Annotated in this window: 25 protein-coding genes and 1 pseudogene; 5 read left to right on the top strand and 21 right to left on the bottom strand. The window is 35.0% G+C overall.

The features are described from left to right. Window positions 1-95: 95 nt before the first annotated feature. The 7 genes from PB01_RS08640 to PB01_RS08605 form a co-directional block, all read right to left on the bottom strand. A complete protein-coding gene (locus tag PB01_RS08640; RefSeq protein ID WP_151699836.1) occupies window positions 96-935 on the bottom strand; it encodes a hypothetical protein in 840 nt (279 codons plus the stop codon). A 557-nt stretch (window positions 936-1492) separates the two neighbouring features. Beyond that, window positions 1493-1720 (bottom strand): hypothetical protein, encoded by a 228-nt coding sequence (locus PB01_RS08635; RefSeq protein ID WP_151699835.1) that lies wholly within the window; start codon window positions 1718-1720, stop codon window positions 1493-1495. 412 nt (window positions 1721-2132) lie between these two features. After that, complete coding sequence (locus tag PB01_RS08625) at window positions 2133-3344, bottom strand: WD40 repeat domain-containing protein (protein WP_151699833.1); 1212 nt, start codon at window positions 3342-3344, stop codon at window positions 2133-2135. Between the two features lie 249 nt (window positions 3345-3593). Then, window positions 3594-4169 (bottom strand): YpjP family protein, encoded by a 576-nt coding sequence (locus PB01_RS08620; protein WP_151699832.1) that lies wholly within the window; start codon window positions 4167-4169, stop codon window positions 3594-3596. Between the two features lie 283 nt (window positions 4170-4452). Further along, window positions 4453-5232 (bottom strand): class I SAM-dependent methyltransferase, encoded by a 780-nt coding sequence (locus PB01_RS08615; RefSeq protein WP_151699831.1) that lies wholly within the window; start codon window positions 5230-5232, stop codon window positions 4453-4455. Beyond that, a complete protein-coding gene (locus PB01_RS08610) occupies window positions 5229-5666 on the bottom strand; it encodes a BrxA/BrxB family bacilliredoxin (RefSeq protein WP_151699830.1) in 438 nt (145 codons plus the stop codon). Before PB01_RS08610 ends, PB01_RS08615 begins: the two co-directional genes overlap by 4 nt. Before the next feature lie 901 nt (window positions 5667-6567). Next, complete coding sequence (locus PB01_RS08605; protein ID WP_151699829.1) at window positions 6568-6897, bottom strand: YolD-like family protein; 330 nt, start codon at window positions 6895-6897, stop codon at window positions 6568-6570. A gap of 208 nt (window positions 6898-7105) precedes the next feature. Between PB01_RS08605 and PB01_RS08600 the strand changes: the two genes are divergently transcribed. From PB01_RS08600 to PB01_RS08590, 3 genes are all read left to right on the top strand, one after another. Next, window positions 7106-8920, top strand: coding sequence for a prenyltransferase/squalene oxidase repeat-containing protein (locus PB01_RS08600; protein ID WP_151699828.1), 1815 nt, complete (start codon window positions 7106-7108; stop codon window positions 8918-8920). A 126-nt stretch (window positions 8921-9046) separates the two neighbouring features. Further along, window positions 9047-9334: a hypothetical protein gene (locus PB01_RS08595; protein ID WP_151699827.1), complete on the top strand. Its 288-nt coding sequence runs from the start codon at window positions 9047-9049 to the stop codon at window positions 9332-9334. 537 nt (window positions 9335-9871) lie between these two features. Continuing rightward, window positions 9872-10393: a hypothetical protein gene (locus PB01_RS08590; RefSeq protein ID WP_151699826.1), complete on the top strand. Its 522-nt coding sequence runs from the start codon at window positions 9872-9874 to the stop codon at window positions 10391-10393. 227 nt (window positions 10394-10620) lie between these two features. Here PB01_RS08590 and PB01_RS08585 read toward each other — a convergent pair whose 3' ends face one another. The 14 genes from PB01_RS08585 to PB01_RS08535 form a co-directional block, all read right to left on the bottom strand. Then, the gene (locus tag PB01_RS08585) at window positions 10621-11922 is read right to left on the bottom strand and encodes an insertion element protein (protein WP_225986225.1); all 1302 of its coding nucleotides are present in this window, start codon (window positions 11920-11922) and stop codon (window positions 10621-10623) included. Between the two features lie 272 nt (window positions 11923-12194). Then, a complete protein-coding gene (locus PB01_RS21335; RefSeq protein ID WP_225986224.1) occupies window positions 12195-12563 on the bottom strand; it encodes a hypothetical protein in 369 nt (122 codons plus the stop codon). Continuing rightward, window positions 12541-12789 (bottom strand): hypothetical protein, encoded by a 249-nt coding sequence (locus PB01_RS08580; RefSeq protein ID WP_151699825.1) that lies wholly within the window; start codon window positions 12787-12789, stop codon window positions 12541-12543. The genes PB01_RS21335 and PB01_RS08580 overlap by 23 nt, the downstream gene beginning before the upstream one ends. A 355-nt stretch (window positions 12790-13144) precedes the next feature. Further along, entirely contained in the window at window positions 13145-13345 is a 201-nt protein-coding gene (locus PB01_RS08575) for a hypothetical protein (RefSeq protein ID WP_151699824.1), read from the bottom strand. 144 nt (window positions 13346-13489) lie between these two features. Beyond that, a complete protein-coding gene (locus PB01_RS08570; RefSeq protein ID WP_225986223.1) occupies window positions 13490-13657 on the bottom strand; it encodes a hypothetical protein in 168 nt (55 codons plus the stop codon). A gap of 99 nt (window positions 13658-13756) precedes the next feature. Beyond that, window positions 13757-14020 (bottom strand): N-acetylmuramoyl-L-alanine amidase, encoded by a 264-nt coding sequence (locus PB01_RS21330; protein WP_225986222.1) that lies wholly within the window; start codon window positions 14018-14020, stop codon window positions 13757-13759. Further along, a complete protein-coding gene (locus PB01_RS21325; protein WP_225986221.1) occupies window positions 13999-14235 on the bottom strand; it encodes a hypothetical protein in 237 nt (78 codons plus the stop codon). The genes PB01_RS21330 and PB01_RS21325 overlap by 22 nt, the downstream gene beginning before the upstream one ends. Then, window positions 14235-14648: a phage holin family protein gene (locus tag PB01_RS08560; RefSeq protein WP_151699822.1), complete on the bottom strand. Its 414-nt coding sequence runs from the start codon at window positions 14646-14648 to the stop codon at window positions 14235-14237. Before PB01_RS08560 ends, PB01_RS21325 begins: the two co-directional genes overlap by 1 nt. A 267-nt stretch (window positions 14649-14915) precedes the next feature. Then, window positions 14916-15323, bottom strand: a complete 408-nt coding sequence (locus tag PB01_RS08555; protein WP_151699821.1) for a hypothetical protein — start codon at window positions 15321-15323, stop codon at window positions 14916-14918. Between the two features lie 318 nt (window positions 15324-15641). Beyond that, entirely contained in the window at window positions 15642-16007 is a 366-nt protein-coding gene (locus PB01_RS08550) for a cupin domain-containing protein (RefSeq protein WP_151699820.1), read from the bottom strand. An 89-nt stretch (window positions 16008-16096) separates the two neighbouring features. Next, a complete protein-coding gene (locus PB01_RS20985) occupies window positions 16097-16246 on the bottom strand; it encodes a hypothetical protein (RefSeq protein ID WP_192797518.1) in 150 nt (49 codons plus the stop codon). A gap of 41 nt (window positions 16247-16287) precedes the next feature. Further along, window positions 16288-16410: a hypothetical protein gene (locus PB01_RS21630; protein WP_264158175.1), complete on the bottom strand. Its 123-nt coding sequence runs from the start codon at window positions 16408-16410 to the stop codon at window positions 16288-16290. 752 nt (window positions 16411-17162) lie between these two features. Continuing rightward, window positions 17163-18623, bottom strand: a complete 1461-nt coding sequence (locus PB01_RS08540) for an IS1182 family transposase (protein ID WP_151699818.1) — start codon at window positions 18621-18623, stop codon at window positions 17163-17165. A gap of 87 nt (window positions 18624-18710) precedes the next feature. Continuing rightward, window positions 18711-19922 carry a collagen-like triple helix repeat-containing protein gene (locus tag PB01_RS08535; RefSeq protein WP_225986220.1) on the bottom strand — a complete coding sequence of 404 codons (1212 nt, stop codon included), beginning with the start codon at window positions 19920-19922 and terminating at the stop codon, window positions 18711-18713. A 474-nt stretch (window positions 19923-20396) separates the two neighbouring features. On the opposite strand from PB01_RS08535, the pseudogene istA reads away from it, so the two are divergent. Then, window positions 20397-21856, top strand: a pseudogene (gene istA / locus PB01_RS08530) (IS21 family transposase). Beyond that, the gene (gene istB, locus PB01_RS08525; RefSeq protein ID WP_151699816.1) at window positions 21853-22599 is read left to right on the top strand and encodes an IS21-like element helper ATPase IstB; all 747 of its coding nucleotides are present in this window, start codon (window positions 21853-21855) and stop codon (window positions 22597-22599) included. The pseudogene istA and the gene istB overlap by 4 nt, the downstream one beginning before the upstream one ends. Window positions 22600-22620 lie beyond the last annotated feature (21 nt).

Genomic DNA, 22620 nt, shown 5'->3' with positions numbered 1-22620 from the left:
CCCCTAGAAATGATTATTTAATTTTGCTTACGACGCATTATGTTCCATTTACGTAGCGAATAAAAAAGAACGCCAAGGTTGACGTTCTTAATTTGTTATTGGGTAACATTTATTAAATATTGACCTTTTGTCGAACCATCTTCTGCTACCACATCCAACCAAGATACATAGATATGAGATATTGTATCTGAATCTGTATAGATATAGTTATCATCACCAATATTAATTCTAAATGTGTAACTTTGATTAGTACCATTTAAGGAAGCAATTGTTTCTTTAATTTTAGAGACTGTTTCAGAAGCATTGACTGATATGAATCCAGTCAACTCATCCACTTTAACTACATTAATATCCCTTGAAATAATCTTTGTTACAGATTTTGGATCTGGTTCTGGTTCTGGTTTTGGTTTTGGTATTGATTTTGGTTTTACTGTACCATCACTTATGTTCTCAAACCTATCTTTTGCTTGTTTGTAATTAGTAATAATATCCGTTACTTTTGAACCTTCAGGTATAATTAATTTTGCTATTTTTGTACCTTCACTTACTACTAATCTTGCATCTTTATTAATTACTTCAATCTTATTAATATTTCCAGTTGTATTTAAAATAACTTCGTTACCAGTTGTAATAATTATTTTGTTAATATTACCTTTACCATTAAGTACTACCTTGTTTTTAGAAGCTACTTCAAGAATATCAACAGTCGCATTTAGTTCAACAATTTCAGCACCATCTTTAATTTTCATATACGGAATCATCATACTATTTTCTACATTTATGATTGAATCCTCAGAAATCACTATATCCTCGATGTGATCACTTTTTTCGAATTTTATTACTGATAAATCTTTTGCTGATGCAAACGATGATTGAAAAACAAACAGAAAAATTGTAAAGCCAACAAATACTAGTAATTTTGTGATAGATTTCACATTACATCCCCCGACTTTCTTACTATTTTCATAAAGTTTATCACAGTTTTTTTTCTTGTATATACTCTTAACTTTTTCTCGTTTTTAACTTTATCAGACCCCACTCTAAAAAAACTCACAAAATATCAACTTCTAAAATAATTCTAATTTTACTGCATTTTTGTTTTATATAAGAATAAAAGAACCCCAGAATGGACGTTCTAAATGTTGATTGTAATTTTTTGATGCTTTGGATATCCTTTAAATTAAAAAAAGTTCTTACCCCTTTTTCCAAAAGTATATATTACTCCTAAAACAATGCAGAAGGCGAAAATACAGAAAGAGAATATAACAAATATTAGATAACCCGTGCCCATAGAACCAACCCCTTTTTATTTTCATAATATCATGAATTTTAAAAAAAGTTCAAGAAAATAACGCTGGCTTATGCTGCGTTTTCAATGGCTATTCTATATACTTCTGGTACATCTTTGAGTGTGATTAGCCCCATATCAATTAAGAATTTATAGCTTCGGACTTTAATTTCAAACATTATTAGTTCCTCCTAGCAATACTAGTTACCATAGATCTGCTAACTGTTCCTTTAGCCCCGCTATTTCGCCATCCTTCGTTTTTGGCTTCAATTCCGGATGTTCAACAATCTTACCATTTTCTAACTTATGCCATCCCCCAAGGATTTCTGGAGGAAGCTGTGACGCTTCGGTTTTAACATAATTACTATGTGGATACTCTATAGCATCGGTAAACCTTTCATCTGGCTGTACTTGCAAATAAAATTTTGTCATTTTATATTACCCCAATAGCTTCGCAATTTTTTAGTCTGTCCACTTGTACCGCTCTCTTTTGCATAGCCCAGGACACCTTTAATGGCTATACCATCGTGTTTCTTTGCTGATAGTATTGCGCTGTAAACCTTTGTGTATGGACTAGTTGATTAGCTTTGCAACAATTGACCAAAACCTGGCATAAAATACGTACCGTATATATCCCCAGTAGTATTGACATTAGGTAACTGAGGTATCAATGCATAATTGGTACCTTGGGCATTTTGTTTAAAAATTTTAGGATATAGCGTTGACGTAGCTGTGAATGCAAAAAACTTCCCGTCATCAGAAAACTGAACGTATTGAACTGAACCGCCGATAACAGGTGTTTCCAACGGTAATAAGTAAAAACGTCCCCACTTACGGAATATAACTATTCACAGGTTGTTGGGTCATTGTAAGCTCCACCTATCAATAAGAACTTCCCGTCTGGTGAGAACGCTAAAGTATAGGAAGGTCTACCAATGGGCGGCATTGTACTAAAGTTAGCCAACTTCGTGAATGTATCGACATTTCTCTTATATACAACAAGGGCGGATGCAGATGTACCATCGGCGAACCACGATACAGCTAAAAATAGACCAGATGGCGAAAAAGCAACTTGCCATGAACCAGATGCAGGTAGCCCACTTGGATTTGCTAACTTAGTAAGTGTATTTCCAGACCTTTTATATATTAGTATATAAGGTGAATCGTCTAAAGCTATAGGCACATAGTTATTATCACATGTTATAGCTACAAAAACGGAACCCCTACTAGGCACTGTATTACTCTGAGGTAAGTTAGTGAAAGTTTCACCATCTGCCGCATAAAGCAAGGGAGCCCCCATATTAGTCCTGTCTTCTCCGTTCGTCACCATGAAGAACTTACCATCGTCGGAAAAAATAGCGTTACCACCAGTACTACTACCAACGGTCGGCATTGGTGAGATATTAGGTAATTTTGTATACTTATCACCCTCTACCCGATATATGAATAGAAATGGACTGGTGTTGTTTCTAACTGCGAGTAGTTTATTATCGGGAGAAAATGAGTAACTGTTTGGTGTACCATTTACCGATGTTAACGTTAAAACTAAAGGATTATCGTACTCTATTGGCTCCATGATTACTCTGTCATTCATAGTTATATTTCCCTCAAGTAAGGCATCGACTATCACTTCACCATTGATTGGAGTATCGCCTCCTTCACCTTGTAAGATAAAAGAAGCTGTTCCATCGTAGAACAGCGTGTAAATAGAGCCAGCAACCAGTTCATCTGTTTCCAGGACAGCACCTTTAGAGTTTTTTATACACTTTGCACCAAGACCATTTACATTTACTGTAGAGGCTCCTGTGTTGGATATATTAATTTTCACACGTAAAGATATACCTTCCTTATAAGCAGTTAACATCGGACTTAACGTTGCGATATAGGTGTTTACTGAACCGGTGGCAGCTACATAACCTGTGTGTTTTAAATAATCCGGCACGTGTGTAGCAAGTGAGTTGTCTGTAGTTTGCACTCCTGTTTGCACAAAAGCAGTAGTAGCAAGTTTAGTTGTATTATCACTAGATGCTGGAGTTGGTGATACTCCAGAAGACATTTATAAGACATATGCTCATTCGTTCGATAAAGATGAGGAAGCGGCATCCAGTACTTTAGATCATGTAATCACACTTAATCCGTTTTAACGAAAACAAAAATTAAGTAATTTGGGGTACATCATTTTATTCACAGTTTTTAAATATATGAAACAAAAATGTAAGCAACAAACCAACCCATTAAAAACGTTGATATATCAACATTTACAAACAAAAAAACACTCATTTTTTATATGAGTGTTTTGGTTGTTTTAGGAAAGCCATTTAGGAGGTGTGTTTTTGGACCAATAAATTTCTCCTAATGCGTAATGCTTTGTATAATTATCTTCTGCTAGATGGTAATGGAAATTAAAGTAATAACCTTCTTGCGGTTTTTTATCTGTTCTGACATGAAATCGGATTAAATCTTTTCTTGTTTCATTGTTATAAACGTGAAAAATCTTTTCGTGATATTCACCAGATGGTTGCTCCGTTATTGCTAATTTTCCAACTTTTTCTTGTCCTGTGTTTGAAATAGTTGCATCAATTGCTTCTTGAATACGTGGAAAAATTACTTCATCAAACTCATTTTGTATAACAGGCCCAATTCGTTCGCCAAACTTTATGTATGCTTGCTCTCTCGCTGCAACAGTAATAGAATTTTTTAAATCTTCTTCTTTTGATAATGAAACTTGTTCATGTCTTAAAGACTCTGTATCCGAAAATAATGACTTCTCGGGATTTTTTTGGTCTAATAATTGCTCCCATATGAGGTGATCAGGAGAAATTAGACCGAATGTTAATAACGCAACCGTTATAATTATTGATTTTTGAAACCACTTTTTCATCCATTATCACCTCCAACTTTGACCATTTTTGTAATACTCGTTATGATATTATACGTTTTTAAGAACAAAAGGTTTCATCTTCTTATTATTCATTGTACAATAATTAATGTAAACATACAGCACGTTTTTTATTTAAGGAGGAGAATTTATTATGGATACAAACTTAATAATTGGAATCGGATTTTTATTTTTTTTAGGATATTTAATTTCTCTTAACTTTACGGACTAATATCAAAACAAGAACGCTTTGCAAATGAATGCAAAGCGTTTTTATATATAGTTATCACAGTTCTATTACACCATAATGAAATTTAGAGGTTTGTCTTTCAAACTGTCTAAAACCGAATTTTTGAAATTGCTCAGAACGAAAGTGGGCTTTTAAAACCACTCTTTTCCTGGCCACTCGTTTAGCTTCTTCCATCCATTCTTCTGTTAATAGACTATGTTCTCCAATCTTTCGAAGCGTTTCAAAATTAGAAGATTCTTCAATGATTTCGTCAAACATTGGATCCATATAAATAACATCATATGAATTAGACTCAGCCACTTTTAATACTTCCAACGCATCTTGGTGAACTAAATCTACTTGGCGCATACACGATTGTAGCTCATTAAATTCCGTTTGATAATTTTTTAATCCTTTAAACACTATGTAAGCTATCATTCCATTTACTTCACATGAAAGAACATTTCCAGTATCCCCAACTGCATGAGCAGCAATAATACTATCGGAGCAAAGTCCAGCTGTTGTATCCAAAAACCGGTCCCCTTTTTGCAAATTTGTTGCTTGTAAAAAAACGTCATGCTCTCCTTTAAGTAACCTTTTCAATCGAAAAGCAGCAGAGTTAGGATGAAAGAAAAAAGGAGTCGTAACACCATAAGCGTGTAACTCTAATCTCTCCTTATTTACTACCAATATATCTAATTGATACGCTTCTTGCATCGTTTTCACAGATTGCTTTTTCCGCTTCATATAGGGTATGGAAAGCTCAGTGGCTATTCGTTTTGCATTTTCTATAAATTCCTCATTCGTTCTCCCAGCCGTTGTTACAATGGTGCTCATGAAGAAACAATTTGTGAAAGCACACCAGATAAATGTTCTTTAATAGTTTCCATTGAATTACTCTCAATTTGCTCACGAGGAATAAAATACGCCAATTGATCGTCCTTCCAAATGGCAATCGAAGGCGAACTAGGTGGAATCTCTTCAAAGTAGCTTCTCATCGTTGCTGTTGCTTCTTGATCTTGCCCAGCAAACACAGTTACTAAATTATCTGGTTTTACTTCTAATTCATTAACCGCAGCAACTACTGCTGGTCTAGCTAATCCTGCTGCACAACCACAAACAGAGTTAATTACTATTAATGATATGCCTCCAGCTTTTGCCATATGATCTTGTACATCTTCAGTAGTTATCAATTCTTTAAATCCTGCATCTGTTAGTTCACTACGCATCGGTTTTACTACTTGCTTCATATATTCATCGTACGCGTTCATGTTTTCGCCAACTTTCGTTTATGTTCATTCTCCCTTTATTTAAAGGGATTTCTAAACTCTATTCTACTTCTCTTTTCATATTTTTTCACGTCTTTTCACTTTAAATGTTATTTTTATGTTAGTTTTTGTTGTTACTTTTATTTAATCAAGAGTTATAGTTAAAGAAATTTAATAAGCTTTATGCTGAAAATGATGATTCGTGTATTTTCTTTTCCTGTTATCGGAATGATACCTTCTTACGAATTATGAAATTAATGATACTCCAGGAGATGAAACAGATATTGAAAAAACCACCTTCCTCGTCGGTTGGTGGTTTTCTACAATTAATTCACAATACTTTCAGGGCTGACTGAATTCATAGCAATTAATAGTTCGAGCGCTGACATCTGTGTTAGACCTTTACCAAAGGCTAACGCTTTATCTGTATAATAAAAAGAAAAAGCATCCAGCTCTTTCTCTATCTCAAACATGCCCTCAATCTTTGTCAGTTGGTAAATTCTAATGACAGGTGGAACCTTCTCTTGATCATCTAGATTTTCACCCAGGATTAAGATTCCTATTCACTCACCTGTTATACCTTCAATTATATTAATTAAATCCATGTGTTCTAGTTCAAGCGGTATTCTTAAATCGAACATAATTTTATCCCCTTTCTTGTTTACCTCTTAACATTCGACACAAGAAAGGGTAATCCTTCTTAATTTGTCAATTCAGCACCAATAAGTCATTTAGGTTTATTATTCATCTATATTAGAACATTTTTCAGCTAAATTATTTAATTCCTCTTTCTGTATGGGTTACAACTCGTTTAAAGCTTCCATTAATACATTGTATGGCAACTTATCTCTGAGTCCTTCAATTAATGTATTTAATTCTGTTTCTTTGTCCATAAATACACCTCTTATTCCAAAATAGTTACATCGACAATTTCATCTAATCTAATTACAAATGATTTAAATGCATTTTCCATTTCGACTTTTCTTCTATTTAAGTCCACCCAGGTAAATTTTCCGATATTAAAAATAAAAGCTCCGTCATTCCAAGTTTTAATTTCTATATCTACATTTCGTTGCTTAGCAATTTGAATGTATTCTTGGATGATGTCTAGATCCCATTCATCTAACTGTGGACGGGGTGATTTCTTGGATTCTTCGTTAAACTTTCTAATTAGTGACACATGTTCAGGTAACATCATCGCTGTCCATTTTTTAGTACCACGGTCTTTTATCAAGTTCACCCCTCCTATCCTTAGTGTCCTCCAACCATTTTTTAACGTTTAATAGCTGTTCCTGCATCTGTATAAGACACCGCTCTTATTACTTTAATCGGGTCCCCCTCCCCAATTCTCCGCACTTGTCTCTTTATCTTTATAAATCCCATCATAAGATATCTTAATTGCAATTCATTTTAACAAATACAAAAGGAGAGGTTGTAAAAAAATGATTCTAATAAATGAGATTAACCAAAAAATACAACAAATTATTAATAATTTGAAGCAAGACCAATATAATGATGGTTCGTGGAGATATTGTTTTGAAGGTGGACCAATGACCGATGCAAATATGATTATCATGTTAAGAGTATTAGATAATGATGATGAGAATCTTATAAAGAAACTTGTTGCACGTCTACTTCAACAACAACAAAATAACGGTGCTTGGAAGCTTTATGATGATGAAAACGGAAATTTATCTGCAACAATTGAAGCATATACAGCTCTTTTATTTTCTGGACATTTGAATAAAGATGACCCGTCGATGAAATTAAGTGAACAATTTATTGTGAAGAATGGAGGACTTGAAAAAAGTCATATTTCTACGAAGTGTTTACTAGCTATTACCAACTTATACCCTTGGCCAAGACTATTTCCTATCCCACTTAGTATCATGAATATACCAAAGTTTCTAACATTTAATTTTTATAATTTGAGCTCATACGTACAAGCACACTTTCTTCCTATCTTAATATTAGGACACGATAAATTTGTAGTTACTAATAAATGGACTCCTGATTTAAAGCATTTATTGTTATCTAAAAAGAAATATAAAGCACTTAAAAAGGAAAAAAGATGGTTTAATTTATTTAAAAAGATATTGCCTACTTATAAAGAATCTACGAGGCTAAAAGCTGAACAACATATATATAATTGCATTGAAAAGGATGGGACATTATATAGTTACTCAAGTTCTACATTTTTTATGATTTATGCACTACTTTCTCTAGGTTATAAAAAATCTTCTCCTATAATTAAAAATGCTATTGGAGGTATTAGATCTTTTTTATACGAAAAAGGAGATGTATTTCATATTCAAAACTCTCCTTCGACTGTTTGGGACACTGCCCTAATTTCTTATTCCTTACAAGAATCGGGTTTTACCATTAAGGATCCAGCTATCCAATTAGCTTCGAACTTCTTAAAAGAATTACAACTCAAACACTCTAATAAAGGATGGGGTTTTTCAGAAAGCAACTCCATTAATCCTGATGTTGATGATACACAAGCGGCATTAAGGGCACTATCTAATTTTACATGTAGTCATTCTGAATTTCGTATGGCCTGGAATTCAGGAGTTAGTTGGTTATTATCCATGCAAAACAATGACGGTGGCTGGGGAGCATTTAAAAAAAATAGTCCTTCATACATTAAATGGTTTTTCCCCATACAGAGTTTTGAAGACACTGCTATAGATCCTTCTGCAGCTGACATCACCGGCAGGACATTGGAATTTCTAGGGAATCATTTAAATTTGACTATGCAGCACCCTCGTGTAATGAACAGTGTAAAATGGCTAATAAAGAATCAAACTAATGATGGTTCATGGTACGGACGTTGGGGGATATCTTACATTTATGGTACATGGGCCGCTGTCACAGGGTTAAAGGCAGTTGGGGTTTCATCTGATCATCATACTATTCAGAAAGCATCAGATTGGTTATTAAATATAAGACAATCTGACGGAGGCTGGGGTGAATCATGCCAGAGTGATTATCATAGAGAATATATTCCTTTGCCCTATTCTACACTAGTGCAAACTTGTTGGGCGGTTGATGCATTAATTTCTATCTCTGAGTTTCCTACAAAAGAAATCATAGAAGGAATTATTAGAATTATAGAATGGCAAAGTACAGAAACTAGTCGGATCACTTATCCAACAGGTGCAGGTTTACCAGGACACTTTTATATACGCTATCACAGCTATCAATACGTATGGCCTTTGGTTACATTGAGCCATTACTTAAAAAAATACAATTAGTTTATTATTGGAGTTTTTTAAAAAAATAGTTAATCTATCTACCCCCATCCTTTTTCATCTCATATACTATATTGTTCCTATCTTTATTTCTGTAATTTACTTTTATTTGAAAGGAGGTTATTGTCAATGGCCAATATTGATCCTAATTTAATGCGTGTTTTCCGACAAAGAATTAAAAACCCTCATTGTTTCCGTCGTGTATGTGGACATCTTAGATCATGCAACTATCATCATTTAAGAAGTCCCGCAGGTGCATACGGTCTTGTTGATAGACTATCTGACTGCTGTGGAGTACCTGTAACAAAAGCTCAGAGAGATAATGCAGCACAATGGCTTATGAATTGTGGAGTTGATCCTCGAAACAAAGCTCACCGAAGAAGGATGTGGGGTATCGTTAGGGGAGGTTTGTGGTAAACCGATACACTTCCAAAACTATTAATCAAAATATTCTTGCAAAAGAGCATTTTGATTAATAGTCTTTTTTTCCAGAAAATAATCCTTTTTTTATTTACCTCAAAATTTTATTTTACTTCATTTCTCCATAATACGCACACTCGTTCTTTCCTCACCGCCCCCCCTTGTACGAACGAATGTTTTTTTTATAACTAATAATTAAAGTTAATTTTTAGACAAATAAAAAAGCGGCCTATCCATTAAGTAACCCGTTCAGTTGAGTGGTACAAAACACAAAATAACACATCAAATGACACACGAATTAACATGATTTTAAGCAAGCATATAACCCTATTTATAGTTATTAATTAGCATCGCATTTAGCGGTGCTTTTTCATGATTTCATACCTGTTGAATATATGCTAAATTAAAATTAAACTCATAGGAAATTTCCGTTTTAAAAGGTTTTATAAGAAAATTACGGTATATTATATTAGGTAGGGTTATTCTAGTTCAACAAACGAGCCATTTTGTTTAATAAGGGGTGATATGTAGGTGATGCTAAAGAATAAAAAAGTTTTCTTCCTTCTGTTATTTTTAACACTTATTTTCTTACTTTCTGGATGTAATGATAATGCAAAACAAAATGTAGTTAATCACTATTTATTATTGCAGGGAGAAAGTGAAACATGGAGTTTAACTGGATACGAAGTAATGTTGACACCAGAAAAATTTAAAGCAGGTAATGGTGTTTTAAAAATGAGATACGAAGAAAATTATCTTTCGGAATACTTTCAATTTGATACTCACGCAATTATTAACGGGGAAGATGTAACTGTGCACTCCATTTCAGCAGAATATTTAAATTCAGAAAATGTTGGAATGGATATTACTGAACAACATATTATGGGAATGGAAATGGAAAAACGTTTAAACGCAAATGGAAACCCTATTACTCCAAAAGATATAAATGTTATTTATATGATTGTTAAGTGGAAAGATATGAATAAGGGCGAGTATGTTGAAGAGAGAATAGATTTATATAATAGCCAAAACAAGGAAAATGCTTTCTTGGAATGACGTTATTCGGGGTGTTTTTTATGAAAAGGAACATTGTTTTTCATTTCCACTATCGGGGGCGTTAGTTTAACAATAAAAATGTCGCGAAGGGGATCGTAAACAGGTCTGTTCCATTATTTATGGGAAACACGAAGAGGTTATTATGCAATCAAATTGTAGGTCAATACCTATCGGTTGAAAATTGAATTAATAAAACGCCCTTCCGAGTTGGATCGGCGTTTTTCGTTTTATCGTTTATAAATAATGTCTTCCCAAGAATAAACTTTTTTAGCTATGCCTAAACGTTGTGCAGGAGTTTCTTCTTTTCCTTCTGTCTTAAGCGGTATACAGAAATTATAATAGGTGCGAAGAATAGTAATAGCCATCTGTGAATACTTCGGGTTGAAATTGGAATAAATATAGCTTTTCCCGTCTCCACGAGCCGTCACAAGCGGTCTTTCCAAAATAGATAACCTTCGTCTCACCATCTGAAAAAAACCGTTAATTGCATTGTCATTGACTTGTTCTAATAGGTAGGCAAGTTGAAAATTTGTTAGATACCAAGTGTCAGTTAAAACATCCAATTGCCTGTGACCACGGTCACTTGTTGGTATTGGGTGCTTCATTCTGTTTTTATCCTGCGTGAAATAAATTTCTCCGTTTGGGGCTATGTGCTTGGTATGAAACTCATGAAAATCCAATATATCTTCCATTGACCATAATGCAAGCTGTTTCAAATTATCGTATTTAAGTGATTTTGTTTTTGCCCACGATCTTAACAAATTTATTGATTCTCTAAATTCATCTTTCGCCTGTTTGCGAGTTAAACTCTTGTCCGTCAAGCAGAGAAAATGGTGAGCATCCTTTGATTTGATTTCATCTTTAAAGATACGAGAGATGGTTAATTTTAATGATGAGTCATCGTCGCTTACAAATCGCCATTTCTCCACCGACAAGGAATTTTTGATTAACCAGAAATGTGCCATTGAAGTATAGGTTTGGTTAACGTGTAGTCCATCTACATAATGCTTCCTTAAATTGAATGTGATGGATTCATTCGCATACTCGGTCATCGTTTGTGTATCGTTTGTTGTCGGTTTCATTGGGGCTGCACCATATACTCCAAAGTGATCATTTTTTCGAGAAAAGCAGTTTAAATGATCGTCTTTATAAAGTTTTGTTTCTTTTTCAATATCATCCAATCTTTTTTCCCAATCAAAACAAATGTCTGAACGAAATACATATCGTGATTTCTTATCGGCAGAAGCGACTATATAAGTTGGTAACAGCTTGTCTTCAATCAATTTCCCCCGATTTGCACCACGACCTTTCTTCAATACGTTATTCAACACGTAATGGAGTTTGTCTGTTGTGACCCACATTTCACCAAAATGCTTTTCAGCAAATGGTTTAGCTTCTCTTGTTTCTAGGAATTCCAAACAGCAGCGGTATAACCACTCCAATTTTTGATAATAAGTTCCTTTTCCGATACCAAGAATTTCACAGGTTCGGTTTATCGAAGTTTTGTTGACCAGTAACTTAGCGAACATCGGCATTATCTCATTTCGCTTTTGGTTGTAAGTGGTGTTTCTTTTTTTGTCGGGAGAAATGCTTGTGATTTTCTTGCACTCCTTACATTGAAGGCGTTGTGAGTTGGCGGAATTAGTTCCCCGCTTGTAAAATGACTTGGAATTCTTCTGAGGTGTGTGGGCTTGATTTAAGCAATGATGCTTGTGAAAATTATATTCTTTTTCAATGGGCGTGATCGAATTGATTCGTATTAGCCGTTCAATTTCTTCCGCTAATGACCAATTTGAAATCGCTATTGTAATACATTCACCTGTTGGCGGGCTGTCTGGTTCAACTCGTTCTGGATTACATCTAATATTTTTTTGTATCCTTCACCGTGAAGCTTAAATCTAGATGGCTTTGATTTGATACTGAACCTCTCCTGTGGAAGTCCGTGATTCTTACATAATGGATTAGAACAAGTGTTGTATTGGAGTTCATAAACTTTTCCATTCCATTGGAAAGATACAGGGTGGAAGGCTTCTTTCGAACGATTGAATCCAAATTTATTAGAGTTTAAAGCTGGGTATTCCGTTTCCCTTTTCAAAAGTTCTGCATCAGTGACGGGCGAATTGATTAGGATGGATTTTTCTTCCGAATTAAGAAGTCGTTTGTAAATCATCAGAATCCATCTCCAAATCTTTAAGGATGCGTTTGTTATTGCGTTTAGCTTCGATGTGTTGAATGAATTCGGGATCTTCAAGGATATTATCCAAGAACGTTTCTAATACCTCTTCTTCCGAGTAGCCTGTGTATTCAGCATAATACTTAACAATTGCTATGTTTTTGTCAGGGAGTTCCCAACTAACCTTCTGCATTTTTCGATTTTTCGGTTGAATAAACCTCATCTGTTCTCACTCCATTCTCCTTCAATTTAACCACTGAATTAGCAGTAGTTTTAACACGATATTTTCACCTTACAATATTTATTGTAAGGTGTTTAATTCTTCTTTCAATACAATCGCTAAAACAAGTGTGATTTATATGTAAACGTTGTTGTATAGGTATTTTAAAGACCGCTAATTCATATGCGAATTAGCGGTCCATTTCGTGCTTTATTTTGAGTTTTGTACCACTCAACTGAACGGGTTACCCATTAAGAGTCAGTCGCTATTTATAAAACTGGAGTTCAAAATAATTCAAAGCTATATGCCTCGACTTTGTGTTTTGTCTATTCTTGTCCTTTTCCCTGTTTACCCTTTTCTATTTTACTAGATGTGAACCTTGTTCATACAGTTCTTCTAAAGGGATTCCTCTTGTTTTAGCAGCACCCTCTATTAGTTTAATCTCTGAGTGCATGGCATCGGATAAAATACCTTTATCTATGTTTATATTTATATAATAAAAAAACCCTGCTAACACTTCTGAAGGCAATTCATCATATAGAGAACCTTTCAGTCCCAACTTTAGCACCCCTTTTTAATTTCCATTACCACACTAATCGAACTATACCATATACTAATAGAATAAAAATATTCCATTAATTTTAAATATTATACACCGAAAGGTAAAAAAAGTCCCACTCAAATTAATGAGCTGGGAATAAATTTATATAGAACCTTTAGTTTCTAATTTATTTAATAATGGTGCAAGCATAGTAATTAATCGAATATCTACAGAATTTTTAACTTCATAATTAGCGGCCAACAATCCATGTTCCACTAATTTGTTATATGCTTTCTTTTGTCCTGGAGTTAATAAGATTTTTTCTTCCACTTTTTTCTCCTCTTCTTTTTTATCTACATCAATTAAAAATTTATCCCACAAAGCTTTAATAGCAACAAATGGTGTAGGACAGTTCTTTCCAGTGACATCTTAATGTCGATAGATTGGTTGCTTTCCAAATTTCTGTTGCAGCATTTGTACTACCAAAACTGTTCTTGCAATAGTATCTGGATGAATCGTTCCATCCTTTTCTACACACGTTTCAATACCGATGGAGATTAAATTTGCATTTCCTCTAGGATAATAAGGAGCTGTTGCTTTAAGTGAAGGAATTAATGGACCTTCCTTTCTTTCGTTCGCGTGGAAAGCAACTTCATCCAATGGGATTAATTCTAATGCTTTGTTTCGATCCACAAATATATGAGCGCTTGATAACGTTTCTTATCTTTTGGCAACTTGTCGTTATCATTTGGTAAAGTGCTATTAAAATAAGTAAAGTGATTATCCGCAGTGCCACCATTGTCTGCAGTGTAATGGATGACATTTGCCGAAACTCTTAATAACTTGTTTCCTGTACGTATGGTCGGATGAATTTTAATATGTTTTTGTTCGTAATTTAGAGCTACCATTATTTCAACCCATCCTTTCTCTGTTGTGATCGTGCTATTTTTGCTTCTAATTCTGCCTGTACCCAATCGGTAATTTTATTTAAAATACCTTCTGGAACCCATTCTCCCCAACCTGCTCTGATTGACTTTGCCGTCATGGACTGGATAATGTGATATAGCACTCCAAACGCTAGCAATCCAAACAAATCACCAGGAGCATTCAAAACTTTGTCCAAAAGATGCCCACCAGACGGAAGTAACAAAATAAAGAATGAACGAAACACTCCATCAATACCATACTTACTGGCATACGTTCCATCTTTCTTTGCAGCTCTTATACCAGCAATCCAGTCCATTACTAGGAAAAAAGCAAGAGCCGTCATTGTGTACATGACTGCTCCTCCTGTTCCGTACATAAATTCAAACAAAGGCATTAAAACTACCCCTAAAATTATTGCTAAGAAATTCCCTGTTGAAGTTAAATATCTCTCCTTTATTTCACCCCTAATTTTTTGTACATAAAAAGAGCACCCAGATGGATGCTCTCGATGTTAATTATTTATTTTTTATCACGCAATATAATCCATAAGTTACATAAAAATCCGACACTTTATATGTTGACTGCCTCCGGAATCCTTATTCAACTAATTCGTCTTGCTAGCGTAACTAATTATTACAGCAGAGATAGTTCGAAATATTGTTTAAATGCCGATAAACATATTTCTACTCAAGGGACCCCAGTTCTCCCCTTTATATCCTGATCTTCCCTCTAAATTAACAAAACAAGGGAGCACAGTATACATACCACCAGACATAATATTAACCGTAAACGTCATTACAAATCTCATGTTCGAATCGTCAAGAGGTGTAATCATTCCCACATCAGGACGTATGGAATTTGATGCCGAAAGTGCAGCGCTCATTCCCACGGTAGCAACACCAACGGGACGCTCCACATTACTTCTAATCCAGTAATTGGAGACATTCATTGCTGATGCTAAATCAGTCCGTTGATCATAATTAATTAAAATTTGATTTGGACCAATTTGTCGAGCCTCCAGAAGTATGGGATGAGTTATCATGGGGCTGTCGTTTTGATTAGTATTCATTTTATTTTCACTCCCACAATATGTTGAATTAGTCATATGACTTTATATTGTATGGTATTTGATTTGTTTATGTTCACAGTTATCAGTCCAAAAAGAAGTGGATAGTATGCTCCAACTATGAAAAAGACATAAAAAATAACGCTAGCTTATGCTGTGTTTTAATCTTTCAACAATAAGAATAAAAGAACGCCCGAGTGGACGTTCTCTTAAAATTTTTTCATTTTTCTACTACATATTATACTTTGGTAAAAAGGAAAAGCAAACTAAAGGTTTGCCTACAAAGTTAAACAAAATCTCCTGACGCTTCTTTATCAAGGTTTAGATCCAGACATCATTTTCTGCTGTTTGCTCAGTTCTTTCTTTTCCGGTATTAACAACGCCTTTAGGTTCTACAAGCATAATTTTACACTCTGACTTAGCATAAGGTTTATGTTCCACATTTCGTGGAACAACAAACATTTCACCTACATTTAATTTCACATCTCCATCACGAAATTCAATTATTAAATTACCTTCAATGACTATAAAGACTTCATCTGTATCTTCATGTTTATGCCAAACAAAATCCCCTTCTACTTTGACCAGTTTAAATTGGTAATCATTCATTTCAGCAATTACTTTTGGAGACCATTGATCCTGGAATTTAGATAATTTTTCATGTAAATTAATTGGTAAATACTTCATTCATTTTTCCCTCCATCTTTTACTAATCTGATAAAAGAATAACACAATGACATCGCTCAGAAAAATTTATCCACAAAAATAACGCTAGCTTATGCTGCGTTTAAAAGGTCCGTTAACTCATTATATTGATCTTGAGCAATACGATTATTAAGCAAGAAAACATCTAGTTTAACAAGCAACTCTTCTTTAGTTCCAAACGTTCTGTTTACGATAACCTCCTTGCAATTGCTATAAGTCATACTCCTACCTCCAATAATCCTAATTCTATTAAAGATAATCTTTAGTCTAAATCAAGCATATAATCTTCTTGGGTCGGTTCTACAGCTTCGGGGATAAAAGTATTTTCATCTGTCCACTTTTGAGAGGGTTCAATTAGTGATTTACCCCATGGCCCATCCTCCAAACTCCATCCTCATCGCGTATAAGTATTACTTTCTCTTCATTGCTTATCATCTCGGTCCCCCCCAAATCTCAAGAGTTCCTACACCCAAAGCCATACCAGTATGTTGTATGTGTATCCAGCTAGGAATAACTCCCAATTCGGAAAACTTTCTGTATCCGACTACTTTAGTGAAGTTCTCAACGTTCTCGCCACCTAAAGCCGAATTATACTCGCCAACATTCCACATGGTACTTTCAGTATACGGTGCTGGCACATCCAAGAATATCTCCACTTGTCCATACACTATTTTTTGCTGCAAAGTACCCTTCGCACCAACAACAATGAGGTTAATTTGAGTCGTTGCGGTACCATGAGATCCGATTTGTGACAACTGCCCATAAGCATTGGTAGTAGTAACTCCACTATTTATACCCAGTGCTATGGTGTATGCAGTTATTACTGCAGAATAAAAGTCCCTACCATAACCTTTGAATAATAACTTCACCTTTTTATAAGCTTGCAGACTATCATTTTGTGTTAACTGATAATTAGCACCAACCCCATCTATGGTCTTTATGAGTTTATACTCGTTACCACCAGTACCAGGATCGCCTTTTGGACCTTGTGCACCTGTGGCTCCGTCTGCCCCTTTAGGTGGCCACTGAAAAACTTACGTTTTTTTATTTTTGTCAGATTGTTTATATAAGAAATGCAAAAAATGGGCCAGATTTGTTCAGGTTTGAACAAATCTGGCCCATCTTCCTGTCTATGTTTTACTCTTTTTCATTTAATAACTTAATTATTCTCTTAAGATTGGCGGCAAAAATCGCAGTTGCCCCTTGTAATTGCATGCCAATTAGACCCGAGTATGATGCCACATCATAACCGTGCCTTTGTTTTAACTTACTATTTTTCGCTTCAATTTTATAGCGAGTTTTTGCTAATTTTTTAAATTCTTCTGTGTGTTGAAATGTCTCTTGATCCTTATGTTCAGTTGATTTTATTGTCACATAATAGGATTTCGATTTAGCGCCATCTCTATAACAGCCTTCACGGAAAGGACAAACTTTACACTTTTCCACATCGAATAAGTATCTTATTCTAGGATTACCTTTCTTACCATCTCTAGCATCATATTTTTTGTTTTTTGCTAAATGTCCTGCTTTACAGACATACATTCCTGCATCTTTATTAAATTCAAATTTATCTTCTTCTGCTCGAGTTCCATTGGAGACAACTGGGTGTAGTTTAGAAACAAGGCTTACATTTTCCAACTTTGAATAGGCAATATTTTCTTTCTCCGAGTACGCTGTATCACCAATAACAGTATTCACTTCCATGCCAGTTTGTCGACTCTTTTCCACTAACTCCTTGAAATATTTTCCGTCGCCTTGTTCTCCTGTTGTCACCACTGCAGCTGTAATAATCCGTTCGTCACTCATCGCGATATGTGTTTTGAAGCCAAAGAAAGAATAATCCTCTGATTTAAGGCCAACACGGGCATCTGGATCTACTGAATAACTTAGCTGTTCTGTATAATCTTCGACTACTTCTTTTAGCACATTTAATTTTTCTTTAACGGCAGGAATCGTAGCAATATGGGGTTGGGTTTCCACAAAAGAAATGACTTGATTACAATAATTCAATTCATCTTTCACTTCGTTAGAGGTAGTTTTCGTTGGGAACTTTTCTTTCATCGATTGATCAATTTGATAGACTGCTTTTCGAACATTTTTTGATTTCTCTTGGAGAAACTCTTTTGGTGATTTCTGATTATAACGTGCTCTGGTATGTGTGGCATCAACAATAATGTTTTTACTTTTAATGATTCCTTTTTCAAGTGCAATCTCAACCGATTCCCCTATGAGCATATCTAATAAACCCACGTCTTGAAGACGGAGTCTACGGAATTTCGTTAATGAACTTGGGTTTATTACTTCATCCTCTGGTGCAATGTCCAGAAAGTATTTGAAGGACATATCGTATTTAGAACGTTCTACTAGATCTATATCTGATAGGTCATAAATCGACTTTAGTAATAAATATTTGAACATACGAATGGGTGAGATAGCGTTGCGGCCATTATCTAGACAATATTTTGTTTTTAGTTCTTCAAGAATGAATGAAAAATCCACTAACTCATTAATTTGACGAAGCATATTGTCTTTTGGCACTACGATATCGTATATCCCAATAAACGGGCTAAGATTGAGGGTTTCTTGGTTTGAAATCATTTGAATACCACCTACGTACTTTGATATCTATAGTATAAATCAAAAAATGTTCGAAATCTCGGTTTATTCGAGATATCGAACGTAAATTTACTGGACTTTTTCAGTGGCCTCCCCTTTAGGTCCCTGAAGACCAGTTGGACCTTGAATTCCTTGTTCACCTTTAGCACCAGTCACTCCATCTGCACCCTTTGTACTTTGTATTCCTGGATCACCCTTTTCGCCTTTTTCTCCTCGACCACCTGCATCCCATTTAGCTTTATCCGCTTTTGTAACATGAATATCCGCATTTTTCGTATGAGCATCTAAATCTATACGATTATTGTCAACTTTTGCCTCAATATAATCCTGTATGAATTTGTTGATGTTTACGTCCCTCATAAGGTCTTCCACATACGTAACCAAGTCAGAGACTACAGAAGCAAAGTTCGCTCCATAAGTCAATTTCACATTTGTCGGATTAGTGGTTAGTAAGTGCTTGTCTAATGCGATATATGTTACTGTGTATTCTGCTTTAGGATCGAAGGTAGATGGAATCGTTCTCATTGCCATCGTACCATCGGATGTAATGGTCCACGATTCATCTAGAAATCCATTTTTATAAATTCTTATATATCTATTGACTTTATATTTTAGCTTAGCTGTACCCCAGTATGAGCTTGTGCTATTCGGTACAGTGTAATAATTAGCATCTAACTTTGGTACTACTTTCTCTCTACGCACAACACCACTCAACACTTCCACTTGCGTTAGTCCATTTAATTTTAGCGCGCCTTCGACTTTATTATGCACGTTAATGACTTGTGGAGTAGCTAGTATATACGATACTTTATAAGGTGTGTAATCCGTCGGCTTAGTATCTAACGCAACTTGTGCAGTAGCCGTTTGACCATTACCAGTTACTGATGTCCACGTTGTTCCGTTTGTGTACTTCCAACCATTGATGTAGCGTTTAGCATCGTTTGAAGTAGGTTCTAATGCGTCTGACCATCCACTGTCGTCGTTTGTCACAGTTATAGATAAATTGGACATTCCTACATACACTTCATCGGTATTCGTAGCTCCAATTTTTGAACGGAGCATTCTACCGTTATGGTGCACACCAATCAAGTTAACAGAGTTAAGAAGTAGGTTTACGAAAGAACTACTCGCACATATGAGCTGTCTGTAATTAGCAGATTTCAAATTTACAAGCCACGCAAAACTACCATCCAACACAACATCTTTCTCAATTGCTTTACGCAACATCCATTGGCTATCAGTCCTACCTAACGTATCCGCTACTGTTCCGATTTTCCCCATTTGTACATCTGCTAGGATGTATGATGGATTTTTTGGTGTGAATGGTTTAGGTGCTGAGCCCAGTGTTAACATAACTTTAGGGAAATATATTTCCTTTATGGTTCTATTATTTCAAGTGAAAGGTTACATTTTCCAACATTATATATCTTTAAGTATAAAAAAGACAACAAATGACACGGCAATTTCGTAATCAAGTGTTGTCCTCATGTGGGCTAGGTAGACTTAATAAGCGTCTTTAATATTATATTTTCTTTCAATATTTAATGTATATTCAAAAGAATTATCTCTGAATCTATTTATAATATTTTCCCCATTCTCCAGATGTCTAAATAATAATATTTTCACACTTGTAAACGCTAAAATAAAATGGACAGTTTCTGCTAAATAACATTGAACACTTTCGCTAATCTAATAGATTTTCAGTAAACTAGATATATTCGTTTATTGGGGGTCAGACAAGTGGAGGGAAAATTAGTGCTTTATTTAGAAATTCATCAACTCGCCAAAAGAAACTTAACAGTTTCTCAAATCGCAAATCAGTTTAAAATATCTCGAACGTTATTCTATAAATATTTGGAGATGAGCTTTGAAGAGGCTTTACAACAATTTGAAGAATGTAAAACAAGGAAGAAGAAATTAGATGTGCATCTGGATTGGAATGTTGCCTGGTTGGAGGAGTATCCACACTTAAGCGCGGCTCAGATTAAAGATTGGTTATTAGAAAAGTTTCCAAATCTAGAGATTGGAGAAAGTACTGTTCGATTATATGTTCAAGAAGTCAGAGAGAAATATCAAATTGAAAAGACTATTCAAACAAGACAGTATGAGGCAATACAACAACAGCCTATGGGGAAACAGATGCAAGTTGACTGGGGAGAAACAAAGCAGAAAACAGTGAGTAAAAGAGAAATAAAACTTTACTTTATCGCGTTTGTTTTGGCGCATTCACGTAACAAATACATGGAATGGCAAGATCGACCATTTACAACAAGAGATGCGATTCGCTGCCACGAAAACGCCTTTCATTTTTATGGAGGAATGCCAAACGAAATAGTATACGACCAGGATCATTTACTCTCGGTTAGTGAGAACGCTGGTGATTTAATTCTGACTACCGATTTTCAATCGTATGTTAAAGAACGAAATTTTCGGGTTCATCTATGTCGTAAGGCAGACCCTGAATCAAAAGGAATGATTGAAAATGTCGTCAAATTTATCAAAGGAAACTTCGCAGATAGTCGAGTTTTTAAAGATATTGATGACTGGAATGAACGAGCGCTTCAGTGGCTCGAACGTACTGGAAATCACAATGTACATTACACACGAAAAAAAGACCAGCAGAAGTGTTTCTCCTCGAAAAGCAACACTTACAACCGGTCTCTAGCTTACTTTCTATAGAAAGTATGAATGAGTCAAGTATATCAAGAAATGTAATGAAGGACAACACAGTTAGGTTTGAGTCTAATCGATACTCCGTACCGATAGGTACTTACAAAACAAAAGGAAATAATCAGGTATTCATTGAAATAAAGGGTTCAAATGACAGGCAGTTAATTATCAGAAGTAGTAAGAATCGCGAAGTCATTACCAAACATACAATCAGCAAGGAGAAAGGTATTCTTGTAAAGAATAGAAATCATGGTAGGGATCGTTCTAAAGGTATCGAGGCATTAAAAAATGGGCTTCTATCAGCATTTGAAAATGAAGAGAAAGCTACAGTGTACATAGAGAAAGTGCTGGAGAAATGCATCAAAGAAAACTTGTATAGCGCGAATGATTTTAAAGACGTTGTACTTTACTTAAAAAAACAATCTAAGCAGGAACCATTAGTTTCTATAGAACAGGAGAAGCGGCCGATTAATAAAGCAGATATACCAGTCAAAACACGACCTTTAAGTACTTACACAAGCATTTTAGGAAGCGAACTTTCATGAATCATACGGTAAAAGAAATTCATAGCCAATTCAAACAATTACGGTTAGTCGAAACAGCAGAGGAGCTCCCACAGCTCCTTCGCGAAGCTGAAAAATCCTCATGGACCTATTTAGAATTCCTGGAGGCCATTACCCACTTTGAATTAAAGAAAAGAGAAGCTAAAAGTGTAGAAAGACGATTAAAATGGGCACGATTTCCTTATAAGAAAACTCTGTTGGAATTTAGTATTGAAGCACAAAATTCTTTAAGTGAACGCCAACTTACTCAACTACAAGAAATAAATTGGCTTGAACAACAGTATAATTTAATCTTATTAGGTCCACCAGGGGTGGGAAAAACCCACTTAGCCGTTGGCTTAGGTATCGAGGCGATTAATAAAGGGTTTCAAGTTTACTTTGTGACAATGGGAGAATTAATTCAATTACTTAAAACCGAGGAATTTGCGCATAAATCACAGGTGCAGATGAAACGACTAAGAGCTTCTGATTTAGTTATTATTGATGATTTAATGTATATGGCGATGGATCAACGTGAGGCAAATTTATTCTTCCAAATGATCAATCATCTTTATGAACAAAGTTCAATTATCTTAACCTCTAATAAGAGTCCAGATCAATGGGGAGAATTAATGGGGGATGAAGGAATTACTACTGCTATTTTAGATCGCCTTTTACATCGTGTGGAGATAGTACACATGAATGGAGACAGTTATAGGATGAAAAACCGGCAGAATTTGTTTTAGGCAAAAGTGTTCAATCTAAAT

Origin of the sequence: Psychrobacillus glaciei (genome assembly GCF_008973485.1) — a bacterium.
Lineage (GTDB): Bacteria > Bacillota > Bacilli > Bacillales_A > Planococcaceae > Psychrobacillus > Psychrobacillus glaciei.
The sequence above is the reverse complement of the archived record's forward strand: the minus strand, read 5'-3'. Positions and strand labels throughout refer to the sequence as shown.

What these genes read in the sequence shown, in the direction of transcription:
- PB01_RS08635 (WP_151699835.1), bottom strand. Translation starts at nt 1,720, where the DNA reads ATGACAAAATTTTATTTGCAAGTACAGCCAGATGAAAGGTTTACCGAT.
- PB01_RS08625 (WP_151699833.1), bottom strand. Translation starts at nt 3,344, where the DNA reads ATGTCTTCTGGAGTATCACCAACTCCAGCATCTAGTGATAATACAACT.
- PB01_RS08620 (WP_151699832.1), bottom strand. Translation starts at nt 4,169, where the DNA reads ATGAAAAAGTGGTTTCAAAAATCAATAATTATAACGGTTGCGTTATTA.
- PB01_RS08615 (WP_151699831.1), bottom strand. Translation starts at nt 5,232, where the DNA reads ATGAGCACCATTGTAACAACGGCTGGGAGAACGAATGAGGAATTTATA.
- PB01_RS08610 (WP_151699830.1), bottom strand. Translation starts at nt 5,666, where the DNA reads ATGAACGCGTACGATGAATATATGAAGCAAGTAGTAAAACCGATGCGT.
- PB01_RS08600 (WP_151699828.1), top strand. Translation starts at nt 7,106, where the DNA reads ATGATTCTAATAAATGAGATTAACCAAAAAATACAACAAATTATTAAT.
- PB01_RS08595 (WP_151699827.1), top strand. Translation starts at nt 9,047, where the DNA reads ATGGCCAATATTGATCCTAATTTAATGCGTGTTTTCCGACAAAGAATT.
- PB01_RS08590 (WP_151699826.1), top strand. Translation starts at nt 9,872, where the DNA reads ATGCTAAAGAATAAAAAAGTTTTCTTCCTTCTGTTATTTTTAACACTT.
- PB01_RS08585 (WP_225986225.1), bottom strand. Translation starts at nt 11,922, where the DNA reads ATGTTCGCTAAGTTACTGGTCAACAAAACTTCGATAAACCGAACCTGT.
- PB01_RS21335 (WP_225986224.1), bottom strand. Translation starts at nt 12,563, where the DNA reads ATGATTTACAAACGACTTCTTAATTCGGAAGAAAAATCCATCCTAATC.
- PB01_RS08580 (WP_151699825.1), bottom strand. Translation starts at nt 12,789, where the DNA reads ATGAGGTTTATTCAACCGAAAAATCGAAAAATGCAGAAGGTTAGTTGG.
- PB01_RS21325 (WP_225986221.1), bottom strand. Translation starts at nt 14,235, where the DNA reads ATGGTAGCTCTAAATTACGAACAAAAACATATTAAAATTCATCCGACC.
- PB01_RS08560 (WP_151699822.1), bottom strand. Translation starts at nt 14,648, where the DNA reads ATGCCTTTGTTTGAATTTATGTACGGAACAGGAGGAGCAGTCATGTAC.
- PB01_RS08555 (WP_151699821.1), bottom strand. Translation starts at nt 15,323, where the DNA reads ATGAATACTAATCAAAACGACAGCCCCATGATAACTCATCCCATACTT.
- PB01_RS08550 (WP_151699820.1), bottom strand. Translation starts at nt 16,007, where the DNA reads ATGAAGTATTTACCAATTAATTTACATGAAAAATTATCTAAATTCCAG.
- PB01_RS20985 (WP_192797518.1), bottom strand. Translation starts at nt 16,246, where the DNA reads ATGACTTATAGCAATTGCAAGGAGGTTATCGTAAACAGAACGTTTGGA.
- PB01_RS08540 (WP_151699818.1), bottom strand. Translation starts at nt 18,623, where the DNA reads ATGATTTCAAACCAAGAAACCCTCAATCTTAGCCCGTTTATTGGGATA.
- PB01_RS08535 (WP_225986220.1), bottom strand. Translation starts at nt 19,922, where the DNA reads ATGGGGAAAATCGGAACAGTAGCGGATACGTTAGGTAGGACTGATAGC.
- istB (WP_151699816.1), top strand. Translation starts at nt 21,853, where the DNA reads ATGAATCATACGGTAAAAGAAATTCATAGCCAATTCAAACAATTACGG.